The 14,679-nt window shown below is 60.1% G+C and carries 15 protein-coding genes and 1 tRNA gene; 4 read left to right on the forward strand and 12 right to left on the reverse strand.

Going from position 1 to position 14,679, the window contains the following annotated elements; all coding sequences use genetic code 11:
* Positions 1 to 4: 4 nt before the first annotated feature.
* The 4 genes from ASG68_RS15040 to ASG68_RS32775 all read right to left on the reverse strand — a co-directional run bounded on the left by ASG68_RS15040 (position 5) and on the right by ASG68_RS32775 (position 4,229).
* Positions 5 to 826, reverse strand: coding sequence for a class I SAM-dependent methyltransferase (locus ASG68_RS15040; RefSeq protein WP_062583966.1), 822 nt, complete (start codon positions 824 to 826; stop codon positions 5 to 7).
* Positions 819 to 1,745 carry a metal-dependent hydrolase gene (locus ASG68_RS15045; protein WP_062583967.1) on the reverse strand — a complete coding sequence of 309 codons (927 nt, stop codon included), beginning with the start codon at positions 1,743 to 1,745 and terminating at the stop codon, positions 819 to 821. The genes ASG68_RS15040 and ASG68_RS15045 overlap by 8 nt, the downstream gene beginning before the upstream one ends.
* Positions 1,746 to 1,897: 152 nt before the next feature.
* Positions 1,898 to 3,736, reverse strand: a complete 1,839-nt coding sequence (ilvD, locus tag ASG68_RS15050; RefSeq protein WP_062583968.1) for a dihydroxy-acid dehydratase — start codon at positions 3,734 to 3,736, stop codon at positions 1,898 to 1,900.
* Between the two features lie 358 nt (positions 3,737 to 4,094).
* A complete protein-coding gene (locus tag ASG68_RS32775) occupies positions 4,095 to 4,229 on the reverse strand; it encodes a hypothetical protein (RefSeq protein WP_274534218.1) in 135 nt (44 codons plus the stop codon).
* A gap of 138 nt (positions 4,230 to 4,367) precedes the next feature.
* Here ASG68_RS32775 and ASG68_RS31430 point away from each other — a divergent pair, with 138 nt between their 5' ends.
* Entirely contained in the window at positions 4,368 to 4,808 is a 441-nt protein-coding gene (locus ASG68_RS31430; protein WP_156373862.1) for a hypothetical protein, read from the forward strand.
* Here ASG68_RS31430 and ASG68_RS15065 read toward each other — a convergent pair.
* The 3 genes from ASG68_RS15065 to cpdR1 form a co-directional block, all read right to left on the reverse strand.
* Complete coding sequence (locus ASG68_RS15065) at positions 4,805 to 5,635, reverse strand: calcium-binding protein (RefSeq protein WP_156373863.1); 831 nt, start codon at positions 5,633 to 5,635, stop codon at positions 4,805 to 4,807. The two genes, ASG68_RS31430 and ASG68_RS15065, sit on opposite strands and share 4 nt — an antisense overlap.
* Positions 5,636 to 5,811: 176 nt before the next feature.
* A tRNA-Val gene (locus tag ASG68_RS15070) sits at positions 5,812 to 5,886 on the reverse strand.
* A gap of 95 nt (positions 5,887 to 5,981) precedes the next feature.
* Positions 5,982 to 6,344: a response regulator CpdR1 gene (cpdR1, locus tag ASG68_RS15075; RefSeq protein ID WP_018327941.1), complete on the reverse strand. Its 363-nt coding sequence runs from the start codon at positions 6,342 to 6,344 to the stop codon at positions 5,982 to 5,984.
* Positions 6,345 to 6,538: 194 nt separating this feature from the next.
* On the opposite strand from cpdR1, the gene ASG68_RS15080 reads away from it, so the two are divergent.
* A complete protein-coding gene (locus ASG68_RS15080; RefSeq protein ID WP_062583971.1) occupies positions 6,539 to 7,426 on the forward strand; it encodes an N-formylglutamate amidohydrolase in 888 nt (295 codons plus the stop codon).
* 150 nt (positions 7,427 to 7,576) lie between these two features.
* On the opposite strand, the gene ASG68_RS31435 is transcribed toward ASG68_RS15080, so the two are convergent.
* Positions 7,577 to 7,786 (reverse strand): hypothetical protein, encoded by a 210-nt coding sequence (locus tag ASG68_RS31435; RefSeq protein ID WP_062583972.1) that lies wholly within the window; start codon positions 7,784 to 7,786, stop codon positions 7,577 to 7,579.
* A gap of 30 nt (positions 7,787 to 7,816) precedes the next feature.
* Between ASG68_RS31435 and hisN the strand changes: the two genes are divergently transcribed.
* A complete protein-coding gene (gene hisN, locus ASG68_RS15085; protein ID WP_062583973.1) occupies positions 7,817 to 8,590 on the forward strand; it encodes a histidinol-phosphatase in 774 nt (257 codons plus the stop codon).
* 21 nt (positions 8,591 to 8,611) lie between these two features.
* Here the strand turns inward: hisN and ASG68_RS15090 are convergent, their stop codons facing one another.
* Positions 8,612 to 9,592, reverse strand: coding sequence for an alpha/beta fold hydrolase (locus tag ASG68_RS15090; protein ID WP_062583974.1), 981 nt, complete (start codon positions 9,590 to 9,592; stop codon positions 8,612 to 8,614).
* A gap of 542 nt (positions 9,593 to 10,134) precedes the next feature.
* On the opposite strand from ASG68_RS15090, the gene ASG68_RS15100 reads away from it, so the two are divergent.
* The gene (locus ASG68_RS15100; RefSeq protein ID WP_062583976.1) at positions 10,135 to 10,611 is read left to right on the forward strand and encodes an Hsp20 family protein; all 477 of its coding nucleotides are present in this window, start codon (positions 10,135 to 10,137) and stop codon (positions 10,609 to 10,611) included.
* 82 nt (positions 10,612 to 10,693) lie between these two features.
* Here the strand turns inward: ASG68_RS15100 and ASG68_RS15105 are convergent, their stop codons facing one another.
* The 3 genes from ASG68_RS15105 to ASG68_RS15115 form a co-directional block, all read right to left on the reverse strand.
* Positions 10,694 to 12,451 carry a caspase family protein gene (locus ASG68_RS15105; RefSeq protein ID WP_062583977.1) on the reverse strand — a complete coding sequence of 586 codons (1,758 nt, stop codon included), beginning with the start codon at positions 12,449 to 12,451 and terminating at the stop codon, positions 10,694 to 10,696.
* Positions 12,452 to 12,567: 116 nt separating this feature from the next.
* Positions 12,568 to 13,563, reverse strand: a complete 996-nt coding sequence (locus tag ASG68_RS15110; protein WP_062583978.1) for a bile acid:sodium symporter family protein — start codon at positions 13,561 to 13,563, stop codon at positions 12,568 to 12,570.
* 51 nt (positions 13,564 to 13,614) lie between these two features.
* Positions 13,615 to 14,658, reverse strand: a complete 1,044-nt coding sequence (locus ASG68_RS15115) for a threonine aldolase family protein (RefSeq protein WP_062583979.1) — start codon at positions 14,656 to 14,658, stop codon at positions 13,615 to 13,617.
* Positions 14,659 to 14,679: the final 21 nt, after the last annotated feature.

Raw genomic sequence — 14,679 nt, forward strand, 5'->3', positions numbered from 1 at the left:
TGTGTCATCCCGCCTTGCGGTAGCGGCGGGCGACATAGACGATGTCTCCGCGCGAAAGCCCCTTGTAGAGGGCAGAGCCTTTCGAGCCGGAGAATTCCGTCATGAAGCGCTGCAACAGCCAGGACTTGCCGATCCGCTCGCGCTTGCGGGCCTCGGCGGCGTTGAGGGCGGCGACGACGCCTTTCGAGATGTTACGGTCCTGAACCAGATCAAGGCCGGGTGCCCCGAGTTGCCCATTGAGGGCGGTGAGCTGTTTCTTCGATCGCATGTCGGCAAAGGTGAACCATCCGCCTGGCGCGAGTACGCGTGAAACCTCGTGGGCAAAGGCCGGCACGTTGCCGTAGCAATGCGATGACTCGATATTGACGACGATATCGAAGGAGCCATCGGCAAAGGGCAGGTTTTCCGCATCACCGGTCTCGAAGGTCAGGACCGGGGTATCCTTGTTGATGCGTCTGGCGCGTCGCACGGTATCGGGCGAATAGTCGAGCCCGACGATGGACGCCGGTGCGTGGTAGCGGGCGATGTAGCGTGATCCGCCGCCGCGTCCAGAGCCGATCTCCAGCACGCGCTTGCCCTCGACTGGAAGGCCTTCGACAGCCTGCTGGTACAATCCGATGAATGCGCGTTCCGCTTCGTCTTCTGCATTCAGAGCAAAGGCTGGGCCGGCCGGCACAAAGCCATAGTTCATGAAGCGCCAATCCTGATCGTGCCAGGAGAGGGACAGGAGGTTGTAGATACGTCTCCAGACCCATTTCTGCACGCGCGGAAACTTGCCGGTCGAAGCAACGTCGAGAACGCGGGAGAAGAGGCGACTGCTACTCATGTCGGGGGGATTCCATTGGCGCCGCGGCGGCGGTCTCGATCGTCTTGAACTCGCCATAGAGCCAGGTTCGGCCCTTGCGGATCAGTTCGGCATCGTCCTTGTTGAGGGGATTGAACCAGGGCAGGTAGTATTTCAGGATCAATGGCCAGCATCGACGCCAGTATCCCGGTGATATGACTGTCAGCCGGACCAAACGCAACCAGAAGCGCGGCCCTGTCTTGATCCCGTCGCCAGCGGCGAAAATCTTGATGTTGCGCACCGTGATGAAGATAAAGGGCACGAGCGTCGCGTTCATCGCCATCACGCGGATGAAATAGCGCTTCCATCCCGGCATGTTCGGCGTCGCCTTCTTCAAGACATCCAGCGCGACCGCCTTGTGTTCCAGTTCTTCCAGGGCATGCCACATCCACAGGCGCCGATAGGCGGGCGCCGCATCAGCAAGCAATTCCGGATACCGCAACGTCACGGTCGACAAGGTGGCCGTCAGATGCTCGATCGCGCAGGTGACGACGAGCCGCAGGATCGGCGACGTGTCGCGCGCCATGCCAGCGCGAACAGGGCGCTCCATCTTGTCGACGTCATAGCCGAGTTTGGTCAGGGCACGGTTGTAATCCATGTGCTCACGGGTGTGGAACGCCTCCTGCACCGCGTAGCCGTTGATTTCGGCGGCCAGTTCCTTGTCGCCAAGTTTCGGCGCGTAGTGCCGCAGCGCGCGAATGAAATAGCGCTCGCCTTCGGGCAGGAAGATAGACAGGCCGTCGAGCAGAACCGTCTTCTGGAAGTCGCCACCGAACCAGTGGCGGACCGGATTTTCGACAATGCCGAAGCGAATGTCGCGGGGAATGATATCCTCGTCGTCGGTCCCTTCGGACGCACCTTTCCAGTGTGCCGCCTCGACCTGCTCCAGTCCTTGCGCCATGCCGCACCGCCACTTTCAAAGACATTGCCCCGCCGCGCTAATCGGCCCCAGAAGAATTATAGTCCCTTGCCGGACGATTGGCCACGGACCGCATAAAAAAGCACGCCGGTTTTTTGCCGGCGTGCTTTTGGAAAATGGCTTGATGGATAGTCTTATTCGCCGAGATCGCGCACCGCGCCACGGTCGGCGGATGTCGCAAAGGCAGCATAGGCCTTGAGCGCCGTGGTCACCTTGCGCTTGCGCTGCTCGACCGGCTTCCAGCCCTTGGCTTCCTGCTCCTCACGGCGGAGGGCGATTTCGGCATCGTCGACGCGCAGCGAGATCGTCCGGTTCGGAATGTCGATGTCGATCATGTCGCCTTCGCGCACCAGGCCGATGATGCCGCCGTTCGCCGCTTCCGGCGAAACGTGGCCGATGGACAAGCCGGACGTGCCGCCCGAGAAACGGCCGTCGGTGATTAGCGCGCAGGCCTTTCCAAGGCCCTTCGACTTCAGGTAGCTGGTCGGGTAGAGCATTTCCTGCATGCCCGGGCCGCCCTTCGGTCCTTCATAGCGGATGACGACGACGTCGCCGGCCTTGACTTCGTTGGCAAGGATCGCCTTGACGGATGCATCCTGGCTTTCAAAGACGCGAGCCGGACCGGAGAATTTCAGGATCGATTCATCGACGCCGGCCGTCTTCACGATGCAGCCGTTGATCGCGATATTGCCCTTGAGCACAGCAAGGCCGCCGTCCTTGGAGAACGGGTGCTGGGCATCGCGGATGACGCCCTTCTCACGGTCGAAGTCGAGTTCCTTCCAGCGGGCGCTCTGGCTGAAGGCAACCTGGGTCGGGATGCCGCCGGGAGCGGCGCTGAACAGTTCAAGCGCTGCCGGATTGTCGGTGACGGCGATATCCCACTGCGCCAGCGCATCGGCCATGGTCTTCGAGTGGACGGTCGGCAGATCGGTGTTCAGGAGACCGGCACGGTCGAGTTCGCCGAGGATCGCCATGATGCCGCCGGCGCGGTGAACGTCTTCCATGTGAACGTCGGACTTGGCCGGCGCGACTTTCGACAGGCAGGGCACCTTGCGGGAAAGCCGGTCGATATCGTCCATGGTGAAATCGACTTCGCCTTCATGGGCGGCGGCCAGGATGTGCAGCACGGTGTTGGTCGAGCCGCCCATGGCGATGTCGAGCGCCATCGCATTTTCGAAGGCCTTCTTCGAAGCGATGGTGCGGGGCAGGGCGGTGACGTCTTCCGCTTCGTAATAGCGCTTGGCCAGACCGACGATCTCGCGGCCGGCACGCAGGAACAGCTTTTCGCGGTCCGAATGGGTGGCGAGCGTCGAGCCATTGCCCGGTAATGACAGGCCCAGTGCTTCCGTCAGACAGTTCATCGAGTTCGCCGTGAACATGCCCGAGCACGAGCCGCAAGTCGGGCAGGCCGAGCGTTCGATGACCTTGACGTCCTCGTCGGAGACCTTGTCGTCGGCGGCGGCGACCATGGCGTCGACCAGGTCGAGCGCATGGGTCTTGCCGTCGGACAGCACGACCTTGCCGGCTTCCATCGGGCCGCCGGATACGAAGATGACGGGGATGTTGAGGCGCAGCGACGCCATCAGCATGCCGGGGGTGATCTTATCGCAGTTGGAGATGCAGACCATGGCGTCGGCGCAGTGTGCGTTGACCATGTATTCGACGCTATCGGCGATGAGTTCGCGCGACGGCAGCGAATAGAGCATGCCGTCATGGCCCATGGCGATGCCGTCATCGACGGCGATCGTGTTGAATTCCTTGGCGACGCCGCCATTGGCCTCGATTTCGCGGGCGACCAGCTGTCCAAGATCCTTGAGATGGACATGGCCGGGAACGAACTGCGTGAACGAATTCACCACCGCGATAATGGGCTTGCCGAAGTCGCTGTCCTTCATGCCCGTCGCGCGCCAGAGGCCGCGAGCGCCGGCCATGTTGCGGCCGTGGGTGGTGGTGCGGGAGCGATAGGCAGGCATGGACGTGTTCCTTGAACTTTGTCGGCTAAACAGCAGATATGGGCAACAGGTATCGCAATTGCAGCGGTCCTACTCCAAAACTGCGTCCGCGTCACGATTTTCGTAACAATATTTCGTGTTTTTTCGAGTCCGGTAGGGGTGGCTAGGATGCCGAGGCATTTTGGTGGAGCGAACAGGATTTGTTTATCAAACGTCGGAATTTGGGGACTGTTAGCGCTCATCTACCCCATTTGGGGGATGCGCGATTCGGCGTTTCGCATTCTATTGGCTCGCGCTGGACACTTTGCACTGTCAGCAATTTCATCACGTAAACATTCTTAAAAGTCCCCTCTCCGGCAACGGCGGGGGGCTTTTTCGTTCACACCAGCGGGCTCTTGCGTCGCGCCAGGTAATCCCGGTTGAGAACATCCATGATATCCTGAGCATCCTCCCGGTCGAGGCCTGCGAGATCGCGGCCGTCGGAGGCGGCCGGAACGCGGGTGATCAGGTCCACGATCGTCCAGCTCCCGTTCCTTTCCTGCCTGAGGCCATAGCGCGGTTCATTCACAACAGGCGGCCCTTGATTGTCATTTGGGTTTTCTTTTGAGCGGATGCCGTTGGCATCGGCGTTTGCGATATTCTGCAAATAGGAATGCAGAGCCGTTTGACAATGTTTCGGTATGCCGTTCGCCACAAAATGCGCGTTCAGATTCTCATCGGAAAGGGAGTTCGCGCACTGCTGGTATTGGTTAATGATGTCTTAACCACGGCCACACAAGCGATCGCACTTTTCCCGTTTTGCCGCGTTGTGGCCGGAGTGACCCGTCAGACTTCAGGGATGGATATGGAACAGATCCGTTTGGATTGGCTTCAGGCCAGCGCCCGCGCATGCAATGCACGCCAGATGTATCGGCTGGCCTATGACGTCGCCATGAGTTCCGCTGCATCCCAGCGGCACCGGCGGGCGGCCCGCCGGGTCGTGAAGATCCTGCATCATGTCATCGACAAGCCTATCGCCAAGGCCGCCGTGCTTGCGGCGGCCAGGAGACGGTTCGACGGGCTTGTGGCCGAACTTGAGAATGGCGCGTCCTAAAGAACGAAATAGCCCTTGTCGAGCGTCAGCGCTCCGTCGAGATGAACAGCGAAATCCGCGACCTTGTCCCCGTTGACGTCGGCATAGACATAGGTGTTGGCGGCGGTCTTCTCGTAACGCAGTTCGCCGGCGTGGCCGCCGAAAGCCTTGGTGCCGATGAAGTGGAACGCGTCGTTCTTCGCTGTCGTGCTATTGGCGTCGATGGCCGACAGGCTGATCTTGTCGCCGGTCTTGCTGGCGCGGAAATCCGTGATCGTGTCCTGGCCAGCCTTCTCGAGGGTCGATTCGGCGATGCTGCGATAGATAAACGTGTCGCGCCCCGCGCCGCCGGTCAGGATGTCCGCGCCGAGGCCGCCTTCGAGCTTGTCGTTGGCGGCAAGACCGTTGAGCACATCGTTTCCGCCCCGACCCTGCAGCACGTCATCATACTTGGTTCCGTCGATCGTGTCGTTGCCGGAGAGCAGGATGTCCTTGATCCGTTCGTTCTGTCCGGCCATCACCGCGTCATAGAGTTCGGCGGCCGAGACGCGCAGGTCGCGCATGTTGAAAATCTGCACGCCGTCCTGAATGAGGGTGAACGAGGTGATGGCGCCGCCGACAATATCGGCCATTTCCTTGCCCTGTTGTGTCGGATCGAGCAGGATGCCACCGTCCGTGCCCTTGTAGATCAGCTTGTCGCCGGTGAACGAGACGCGGTTGTTGTCGTCCGTGTAACCCGAAATGCTGGAAAAGTGATAGGCGTAGCTGTTGTACGCCTGCAGGAAGTCGAAGGAAAAGCCGGCAATATTCGCGCCGCTGCCATCGTCACCAAAAGAGATTTTCGCCATGATCATGCCCGTGAAATGGATTTTACAATCCGGGCATCTAAGACAGTGCCATCATCACGGACAAGCGGTCGGGCGAATCATCTTTACTTACGGTTAACCCTGCAGCAGCGCTTGTCGCAGCAAAGGCCAAAACGAAAAAGGCTTTCCGGTTTCCCGAAAAGCCTTTTGAAACTGGATGGTGGGCGTGACAGGGATTGAACCTGTGACCCCTACGATGTCAACGTAGTGCTCTCCCGCTGAGCTACACGCCCATCCGATGTCGGCGCATAGACCACAAACCCTCCGGAGCGTCAATAGGCTTTTTTCGGCTTTTTGACAGGAAGTTTTGCGGCCCTTGCGGCGCGGCCTATGCGGCCAGCATCTTGTTCACTTCATCCACAAGATCGCGCAGATGGAAGGGCTTCGACAGGACCTTTGCATCCTTCGGCGCCTTCGAATCAGGGTTGAGCGCGACGGCGGCGAAGCCGGTGATGAACATGACCTTGAGGTCGGGATCGAGTTCGGTCGCCCGGCGGGCAAGCTCGATGCCGTCCATTTCGGGCATGACGATATCGGTGAGGAGGAGCGAGAACGGTTCTTCGCGCAGCCGGTCATAGGCGCTGGCGCCATTGTCGAAGGACAACACCTTGTAGCCGGCCTTTTCCAGGGCTTTCACCAGGAAGCGGCGCATGTCGTTATCGTCTTCGGCGAGGAGAATTTTTGGACTCATGGATTAAGCCGTTTGCACCTTACGTGTCGATGTAGGGAATTGCGGTATCGTCATGAAACCGCACGTGGGTAAATATCCGGTGAAGACACGGGGTCAAGCCCGGTCACTGGCGGGACGCGACTATGGACACAGATGCCGCCAACTGGCAACATACACGAAACAGCAAGATCATGACATGGTAAAAAAGGGCTGCGATGACGCAGAACGTCAGCGAAACCGAACCGTTCGAAGTTCGCGAACCGGAAATGCAGCGCATTCCCTTTGTCTTCAATTCCCCGCATAGCGGGCGGATCTATACACAAGCCTTTCTCAACCAGACGAAACTCGACGATGTCACGATCCGCCGGTCGGAAGATCATTTCGTTGATGAACTGTTCCAGAGTGTGACAGGCCTCGGCGCGCCGATGCTGATGGCGCATTTCCCACGGGCCTTTCTCGACGTCAACCGCGAACCTTACGAACTCGACCCGCGCATGTTCGACGGGCCACTGCCGCCACATGCCAATATAAGCTCGATGCGTGTCGCCGGCGGGCTCGGCACCGTGCCGCGGCTGGTCGCGGAAAACATGGAAATCTATGGCCGACGCTTCCCCGTCGCCGAGGCGCTGGAGCGGATCGAGACCATCTACAAGCCCTATCATGCCTGCCTGCGCAAGCTGATCGCCCGCACGCATGTCCGCTTCGGTCTGGCGGTGCTGATCGACTGCCATTCGATGCCGGGCAATATCCGCATCGCCGGCAGCGGCCAACGCCCGGACTTCATTGTCGGAGACCGGTATGGGACCAGCGCGGGCGCCGACCTGTCGCGCGCGGCCGTCTCGCTTCTCGAAGATCTCGGCTTCTCCGTCGCCCGCAACAAGCCCTATGCCGGCGGCTTCATCACCGAGCATTACGGCCGACCGGCGCGCGGCCTGCATGCGCTGCAGATCGAGATCAATCGCGGTCTCTACGTGGATGAAACCACGCTTCAAAAGAAGCCGGAATTCGAGAGGCTTGCCGACGCCATCAGGCTGTTCCTGACCGGTCTTGCTGCGCATGTTCAGAAATATGTGGTGATGCCCACGCCGCTCGCCGCCGAATAATCATCCAGCGCTGCGCTTCTTCCATTCCCCGGTCAAAAAAAACCGCGCTTGTGGCGCGGCTAAGTCTAGGGAGGAAACACCCAAGGAGGGTATTTACAGTCACAAGTGACTGTAGGGAAAAGCTAATATTGCAGCGCACAAATGTCAAGCTTAATTTGGCCACATTGCTGCATTGCGCCATGGATGGGCTTTATCGGAAATCCCTGAAATGCGCGGTTTTGAGCGGTTTTTCGAGTTTTGAGGCACGTTCTTCGGGATTTTCAGGCTCGCCCTGTATTGCGGATGCGAATCCGGACGATTTTCGTCAATTTTCGCGGTCGAGACTTCATTTTCAAAAAAATGTGCCATAAGCAGATTCAACTCTCATTTTCCCGATTTTCGTGAGGTTTCATGCTGCCGGACCGTGAATTTTTCGACCGCCTTGCCGATGCGGCGAAGGCCGAAACCCTGCCGCGCTTTCGCACAGGCACCAGTGTCGTCAACAAGGAGGCTGGCGGTTTCGATCCGGTGACCGAAGGCGATCGGGCGGCGGAAGCGGCCATCCGCGCGCTGATCGAGCGGGAATTCCCCGAGCATGGCATTCTCGGCGAGGAATTCGGCAATGTCGGGCTCGACCGCGACTATGTCTGGGTGATCGATCCGATCGACGGCACACGCGCTTTCATTTCCGGTCTGCCGGTCTGGGGCACGCTGATCGGCCTCTATCACAAGGGCGATGCGGTCATGGGTATCATGGACCAGCCCTTTACAGGCGAGCGCTATTACGCGGATGGAAAAGCAGCGTCCTATCGCGGCCCTGACGGCGACAGACAGATCAGGACGCGGACCGGCGTCAATCTCGCGGATGCCATCATGTTCACCACCACGCCGCACATGTATTTCGGCGAGGCGAAGACCCGGTTCGAGACCCTACAGAACACGGTCCGGCTGTCCCGCTATGGCGTCGATTGCTATGCCTTCGCGCTGCTGGCAGCCGGGCATGTCGACCTCGTGCTTGAGGCGGGCGTCAAGGCCTATGACGTCGGCAGTCTCATTCCGCTCGTCGAACAGGCTGGCGGTGTCTTCACCGACTGGAATGGCGGGCCGGCGGAAATGGGCGGCAATGTCATCGCCGCTGGCAGCGCCGAACTTCACGCGCAGGCCTTGGAATTGCTGAAAGGTTGAAGGGGCGGAGCATCCGCGCCTTCAGTCTACGAGTGCCGTTTCCCGTACCGCTTCGGGAGCTTCGCCATCGCTGCCGGGGATGAAGGCCTCTACCGCCGCGATTGCCTGTGCGCGATAGTGGTCGGCTTCTTGAAAAAGCTCATGCCTGGCGCCATCGATCGGGATCATGTGGCCGGCTCGGAAATTGCGGGCAAGCGCCTCGACGGCGAGATGGGGGACGAGACGGTCCTGTGTCGGCGCGAGCACGATCGTCGGAACCCGGATCTGGGTCAGGTGATCATGGCTGGCAATGCGCCGGATCGCCTTGAAGGTTTCGTGCAGCCAGCGGGCGCTGGGCGGGCCGAGCGCCAGTTCCGGATGCGCGTCGGTCAGCGCCTTGTTGCGGGCAAAGCGACGGGCATCGGAGGTCAGCAGGTTTTCCGAAAAGGGCAGGGGGCCTTTGTCGCGCATCAGCGGCAGCGAGCCAAGCCCGAGAAGGGTGAACGTGGTGGCGAGAATGCCGATCATGCGGTGGCCGAGCTTCTGGCCACCGAGAGCGACGAAGGGAGCGGTAATCGCCAGCCTGTCGATGCGGCTTGCCAGCATAGGGGCCTGAGACAAGGCAACCAGCGCGCCCATCGAGTGAGCCAGCATGAAGAAGGGCAGGCGCGTATCGGGCAGCACGATCTGGTCGAGAAAGATGGTAAGATCCTGCTCGTAATCTGCAAACCGTCTGACATGCCCGCGACGGGCATGTTTGTGCAGACGGTGCGAGCCAGCCTGGCCGCGCCAGTCGAAGGTGGCGACCCAAAGCCCTCTGGCAGTCAGTTCGCCGATGGTCTCGGCATATTTCTCGATCGACTCGTTGCGTCCCTGGAGCAGAACGACCGTACCCTTCGAGACCGTCGATGCGGATTTGAAGATCGCGTAGCGCAGCTTCGTTCCCCGCGCACCCTCGAAAAAACCGACAACATGATTGCCGGGGATCGGATTGTCCGGGGTCGCGTGGAGGATCGGCGTCATTGGCTAGGTCCGTGTGCGGGTGCGGGGTCCGTGTTCGGCAGGAATTGCCTCGGCGCGCAAGCGGCGCAGGTCCGCCGAGAGGAGACACCGGGCTGTCGAACGTTTATCGTTGCTCCATTCCTCTTAAGGAACCGTGCAAGACCGAACCTGCGGTCGAGAATAGGCCCACCATTCCCGTGCGTCAAAGAAAAAGGGGCCGGAAGCGGCGGGGGACTGGATAGTTCCGCTTCCGGCCAGAGACAGTCGGTCGGCGACAAGGCATAACGGACGGGAGAAGGGACGTTCACCGCCGGGACTTTTGCCTTTGTCCGACGGTGCTGTTTTACGCCCACCAAGCTGAACGCATCCGGAACCACCTGTTCATCCTGCGTTTAGAAAATCGGGATGCCGAAACTTGTCTTGCGAGGGTCTTGAAGGCGCGAAAGGCAATTCCCATCTCATCCTCACGGGCGCCGAAGACGGGCTCGTTCACCGGTTCTGCCATCGCCGCTGACGGGATGACAGGACCAAGATCGCACAACAGTTGCTCACAAGAGGACACCATGCGTCACGTTGATTTTTCCCCCCTTTACCGTTCCACCGTCGGTTTCGACCGCCTCTTCACCATGCTCGACAGTCTCGGCCAGCCCGACCAGTCGCAGACCTATCCGCCCTACAATATCGAGCGGACCGGCGAGAGTACTTACCGGATCACCATGGCCGTTGCCGGTTTCGACGAAACCGAACTTTCGATCGAAGCACGCGAGCACACGCTGACCGTCAAGGGTGAAAAGGGCGAAGACAAGGGCACCGACAGCCAGTTCCTGTATCGCGGCATTGCCAAGCGCGCCTTCGAGCGCCGCTTCCAGCTCGCCGATCACGTGGAAATCCAGTCCGCTTCGCTGAAGAACGGCCTGCTTCATATCGACCTCCTGCGCGAGATCCCGGAAGCCGCCAAGCCGCGCCGCATCGAGATCGCCGCCGCGCAGTCGGCACCGAAGCAGATCGAAGCCACCCAGATCGAAGGCAACGCCAACTAAACGTTCGGCATCGATTGGACTTGAAGAAACGGCGTCCCGGCGGGGCGTCGTTTTTTGTTGCTCGATTTCCGTTCGGCGGCGATCAGCCAGCCGTCCATGGGATATCGTATAGCAGGATGGACGTCGGGCCGAGGATCGCCGGTTCCTGATCGTATTGAAGATCGGCAAGCTGTTCGCGCGTCTTGGCAATCAGCCCCTCGAAGGAAATTTTCTTCTGCTCCCGCAAGAGCTTGGCGAGGACATAGGTGAATGCACCGTGACTGGTCGCGCCGTGGCGATATTCGTAGGAAAACTGTCCTTCGCCGCAGGCTTCGATGATGACAGGCAGATAGGGGCCGGGTGAAATTGCCTCGTTCTCCCTTTTCAGTCTTGCATACTGCGTTGATGAGAGGCCGCGCAGCATCGAGGCGCGCCCGATACGCTCGGTTGCCCCCTTCTGGCCGAAATATTCGGCGGCCAGTGCCTTTTTCGGTGTGAAATCCTTGTTGATGCGGGCGAAGTCTCGCTGGACCCACATCTGGGTCTTGCTGTCCCACTTCAATTCCCGGTGCCTGATATCATCCGGTGGGGTGATGCCGCGTGGTCTGGCACCGCCGGCCCGATGAATTCCACCGGAATGGCAGCAATCGAAGATCAACACGAGCCGGCAATCATAGGGTAGCTGGCTGTAGAGGCCGTAGATCTGGTCATCGGCGATGAATTTTTCCGGCGTCCAGTCGAAATCCCATGGAACCAGCGTTTCGACATAATGGTCAGGCTCGAAATTCTCGCCATATTCCGGGACCTGCGCGCCGTGGCCGCTGTAGTAGAAGATCAGTTCGTCACCGGGCTTGGGGTCGTCCAGCAGCCATTTCAGCCGGCTGAGGATACCGTCTGCAGTCGCGCGGCTGTCGAGGCAGGTGCGGATCGATTCCGGTGGAAATCCGCAATCCTGTAGCACCGCGCTCATGGTGAAGACGTCGTTGATGCAACCCTCCAGCCGTTGTTCGGGATTGGGATAGTCGTTGATACCGACGAGTAGCGCCTTCTGCTTCTTGCCACCACGCGGGCCGGCGACGATGGCGGGCGCCAATGCTTTTGCGCCGACCGTCTCCGTTGAGATCGACAGCCAGACATTCTGTATGGTCGCACTGTGGCCGAGATAACTGGGCGCGGAATGGTCGCCATAGCCTTCGTCGTCGAACGGCGTGTCGGTCTGGCTGAATTTCTTCGTGTCGAACAGACGGATAGGAGCAGTGAAAACGTCGTCGTTGACGTTGTAGAGATGATACCAGAAGCGGACATCAGGCAGTTGCACCCGGCCATTCGTCAGGTTGCGGATGACAAACGGATTGGCGATCTGGGACCCGAAGGTGACATAACGAGCCTTCGCCAGGATGCCCGGCAAATCGCCGACCGTTGCGTCGGGATGGGTGAAGGCATTATACGTGATCAGCGATCCGAGGCTGTGCGCAAGGATGATATCGGGCTGGTAGTCCCGGATCGAGTCCAGAACCCGCTGGCGGGTCTTGCGCTTGAACTCCTCGTCTTCGACCCACGCGACGACATAGCCGGCGGTCCATTTGATCTTGTCGGAGATGTCGGTGAGGATGCCGCGCTGGCGACGGGTGATTTCGGAAACGCCGCTTTTCGCCAGTTTCCATAGAGCGGTCGCGCTTTCTAGGGCGGATATCTTCGTCGTTTCAAAGATATCGTCGTAGTTCACCATCTGAAATTCCAGGGTGATATCCTTGCCGGGAAAAGCCGCCCTGACGGCCGCCTCCCACTCCGCTTCCCAGTCGGATGCCCGGTGATCACCGAGACCGTGGAAGCCCATTATCTTCAGAGTTTTGTCTGCCATGACCTTTCTCCCCCAACAATTCGGGAGGAATGTAGCACATCGCATGGTTGCATAAAAGAAAAAATTCTATCTATCTTTGCGGCGGCCCTGACCGCGATCCGATGCAGCAGGAGCCTTTATGCAACAGTTGCGGCTGCCGCCTCGGCTTCACGCCTGCGGCCGCGCTCCGCATATTTCTGCGCAATCACGGCGCAGGCCATCAGTTGGATCTGGTGGAACAGCATCAGCGGCAGGACAATGCTGCCGATGCTCTGGCCAGCGAAGATGACATTGGCCATCGGTACGCCGCTCGCAAGGCTCTTCTTCGAGCCGCAGAAAGTGATGGCGATCTCGTCTTCCTTCGAGAAACCGAGCAGCCGGCTGCCATGCATGGTGGCGAGCAGCACGATCACGAGAAGCACGATGTCGAGGATGACAACGACGGCGAGGTCGCGGACGGAGAAGGTGTGCCAGAGCCCCTCGGTCACCGCCTCGCTGAAGGCGAGATAGACCACCATCAGGATCGAGCCGCGATCAACCGGCATCAGCAGTTTCTTGCGGGCGCGGATGAAGTCGCCGATCCAGGGCTGAAGGATCTGACCGAGCAGGAAGGGCGCCAGCAGTTGCAGCAAAATCTGCTCCAACGCATCGAAGGAGAATCCCCCATGGCCGCCGGCGGCAAACAGCAGGCCGACGAGAAGTGGCGTCAGGAACATGCCGAAAATGTTGGAGGCCGACGCGGCGCAGATGGCGGCGGGCACATTGCCGCCAGCCATCGAGGTAAAGGCAATCGACGACTGAACTGTGGATGGAAGGACGCAAAGAAACAGGATGCCAGTATAGAGCGCCGGCGGCAGAAGCGAAGACGGCAACAGACCGGCCGCCAGCCCGAGCAGCGGGAACAGCACGAAAGTCGAGCCGAGAATGACGAGATGTAGCCGCCAGTGCAGCAAGCCGGCGAGGACGACGTCGCGCGACAGACGGGCACCATGAAGAAAGAACAGAAGCCCGATGGCGATCTTCGTCGCCAGCCCGAACCATTCCGCCGGCTCGCCGGAAATCGGCAGTAAGGAAGCGAGGACAACAGTAAGGACGAGAAGGATCGTAAACGTATCGGGTAGAAAACGGCGCATGGTGTCTCTTTGTCTTGTCAGGCGCCGCAATCCTTTACCCGTCGGCCGCGCTTAGCAAGCCGCAATAAATTGCCTGACGTCATCCGCTGTCGTCGCAAAGCTGGTAACGAGGCGGTAAAGCCCCTCGTCTTCGGCGACATCCGTCAGGGTCTGCGGCACCGGCCAGTCATAGAAGACGGCGCCCTGTGCCTTGAGATTCTCAGCCACAGACTTCTTGAGGATGACGAACAGTTCGTTGGAGCCGGTCGGCCAGGCGAGGCGCGCGCTCTCGGATGATTCAATACCCTTGGCCAGTTCGTTGGCCATGCCATTGGCGTGGCGGGCGAGATCGAGCCAGAGGCTGCCTTCGAGATAGGCGTCGAACTGGGCGGCGATGAAGCGTGATTTGGAGAAGAGCTGGGCGGAGCGCTTGCGCAGATAGCCCATTTCCTCGGCCTTCGACGTGTCGAACAGGATCAGCGCCTCGGCGCACCAGCAGCCGTTCTTGGTGCCGCCGAAAGAAAGCAGGTCGATGCCGCGCTTCCACGTCATCTCCGCCGGTGTCGCGCCGAGCGTGACGAGCGCGTTGGCGAAGCGGGCGCCGTCCATATGGAGCGGCAGCTTTTCGGCCTTGGCGATGGCGGAGATCGCTTCGATCTCGTCGAGGCTGTAGACGGTGCCGGCCTCGGTCGCCTGGGTCAGCGTGATCGCCATCGGCTGGCCGCCATGCACGCCGCCGCCACGCGAATGGCGAATCTGTTTTTCGAGAAGATCGGGCCGCATCTTGCCGAGCGTCCCATCGATGGCGGAAAGCTTGGCACCGTGGGAGAAGAATTCCGGCGCGCCGCATTCATCGACATAGACATGCGCTTCCCGGTGGCAGAACACGTGGCCGCCCGGGCGATTGGCGCTGGCAAGGGCCAGAGAATTGGCCGCCGTTCCGGTGGCAACGAAGAAGACTGCGACCTCGCGCTCGAACACCTCGGACAATGCGCTTCCGACCTTCTTGTCGAGATCGCTGGTGCCATAGGCGGAGGCAAAGCCGCCAGCGGCCTTGACCAGGCTTTCGGCGATCACGGGATGGGCGCCCGCCCAATTGTCGGAGGAGAAAATCATCGATGCGGTCCTGTGGTTTGG

This window comes from Rhizobium sp. Leaf453 (genome assembly GCF_001425605.1).
Taxonomy (GTDB): Bacteria; Pseudomonadota; Alphaproteobacteria; order Rhizobiales; family Rhizobiaceae; genus Pararhizobium.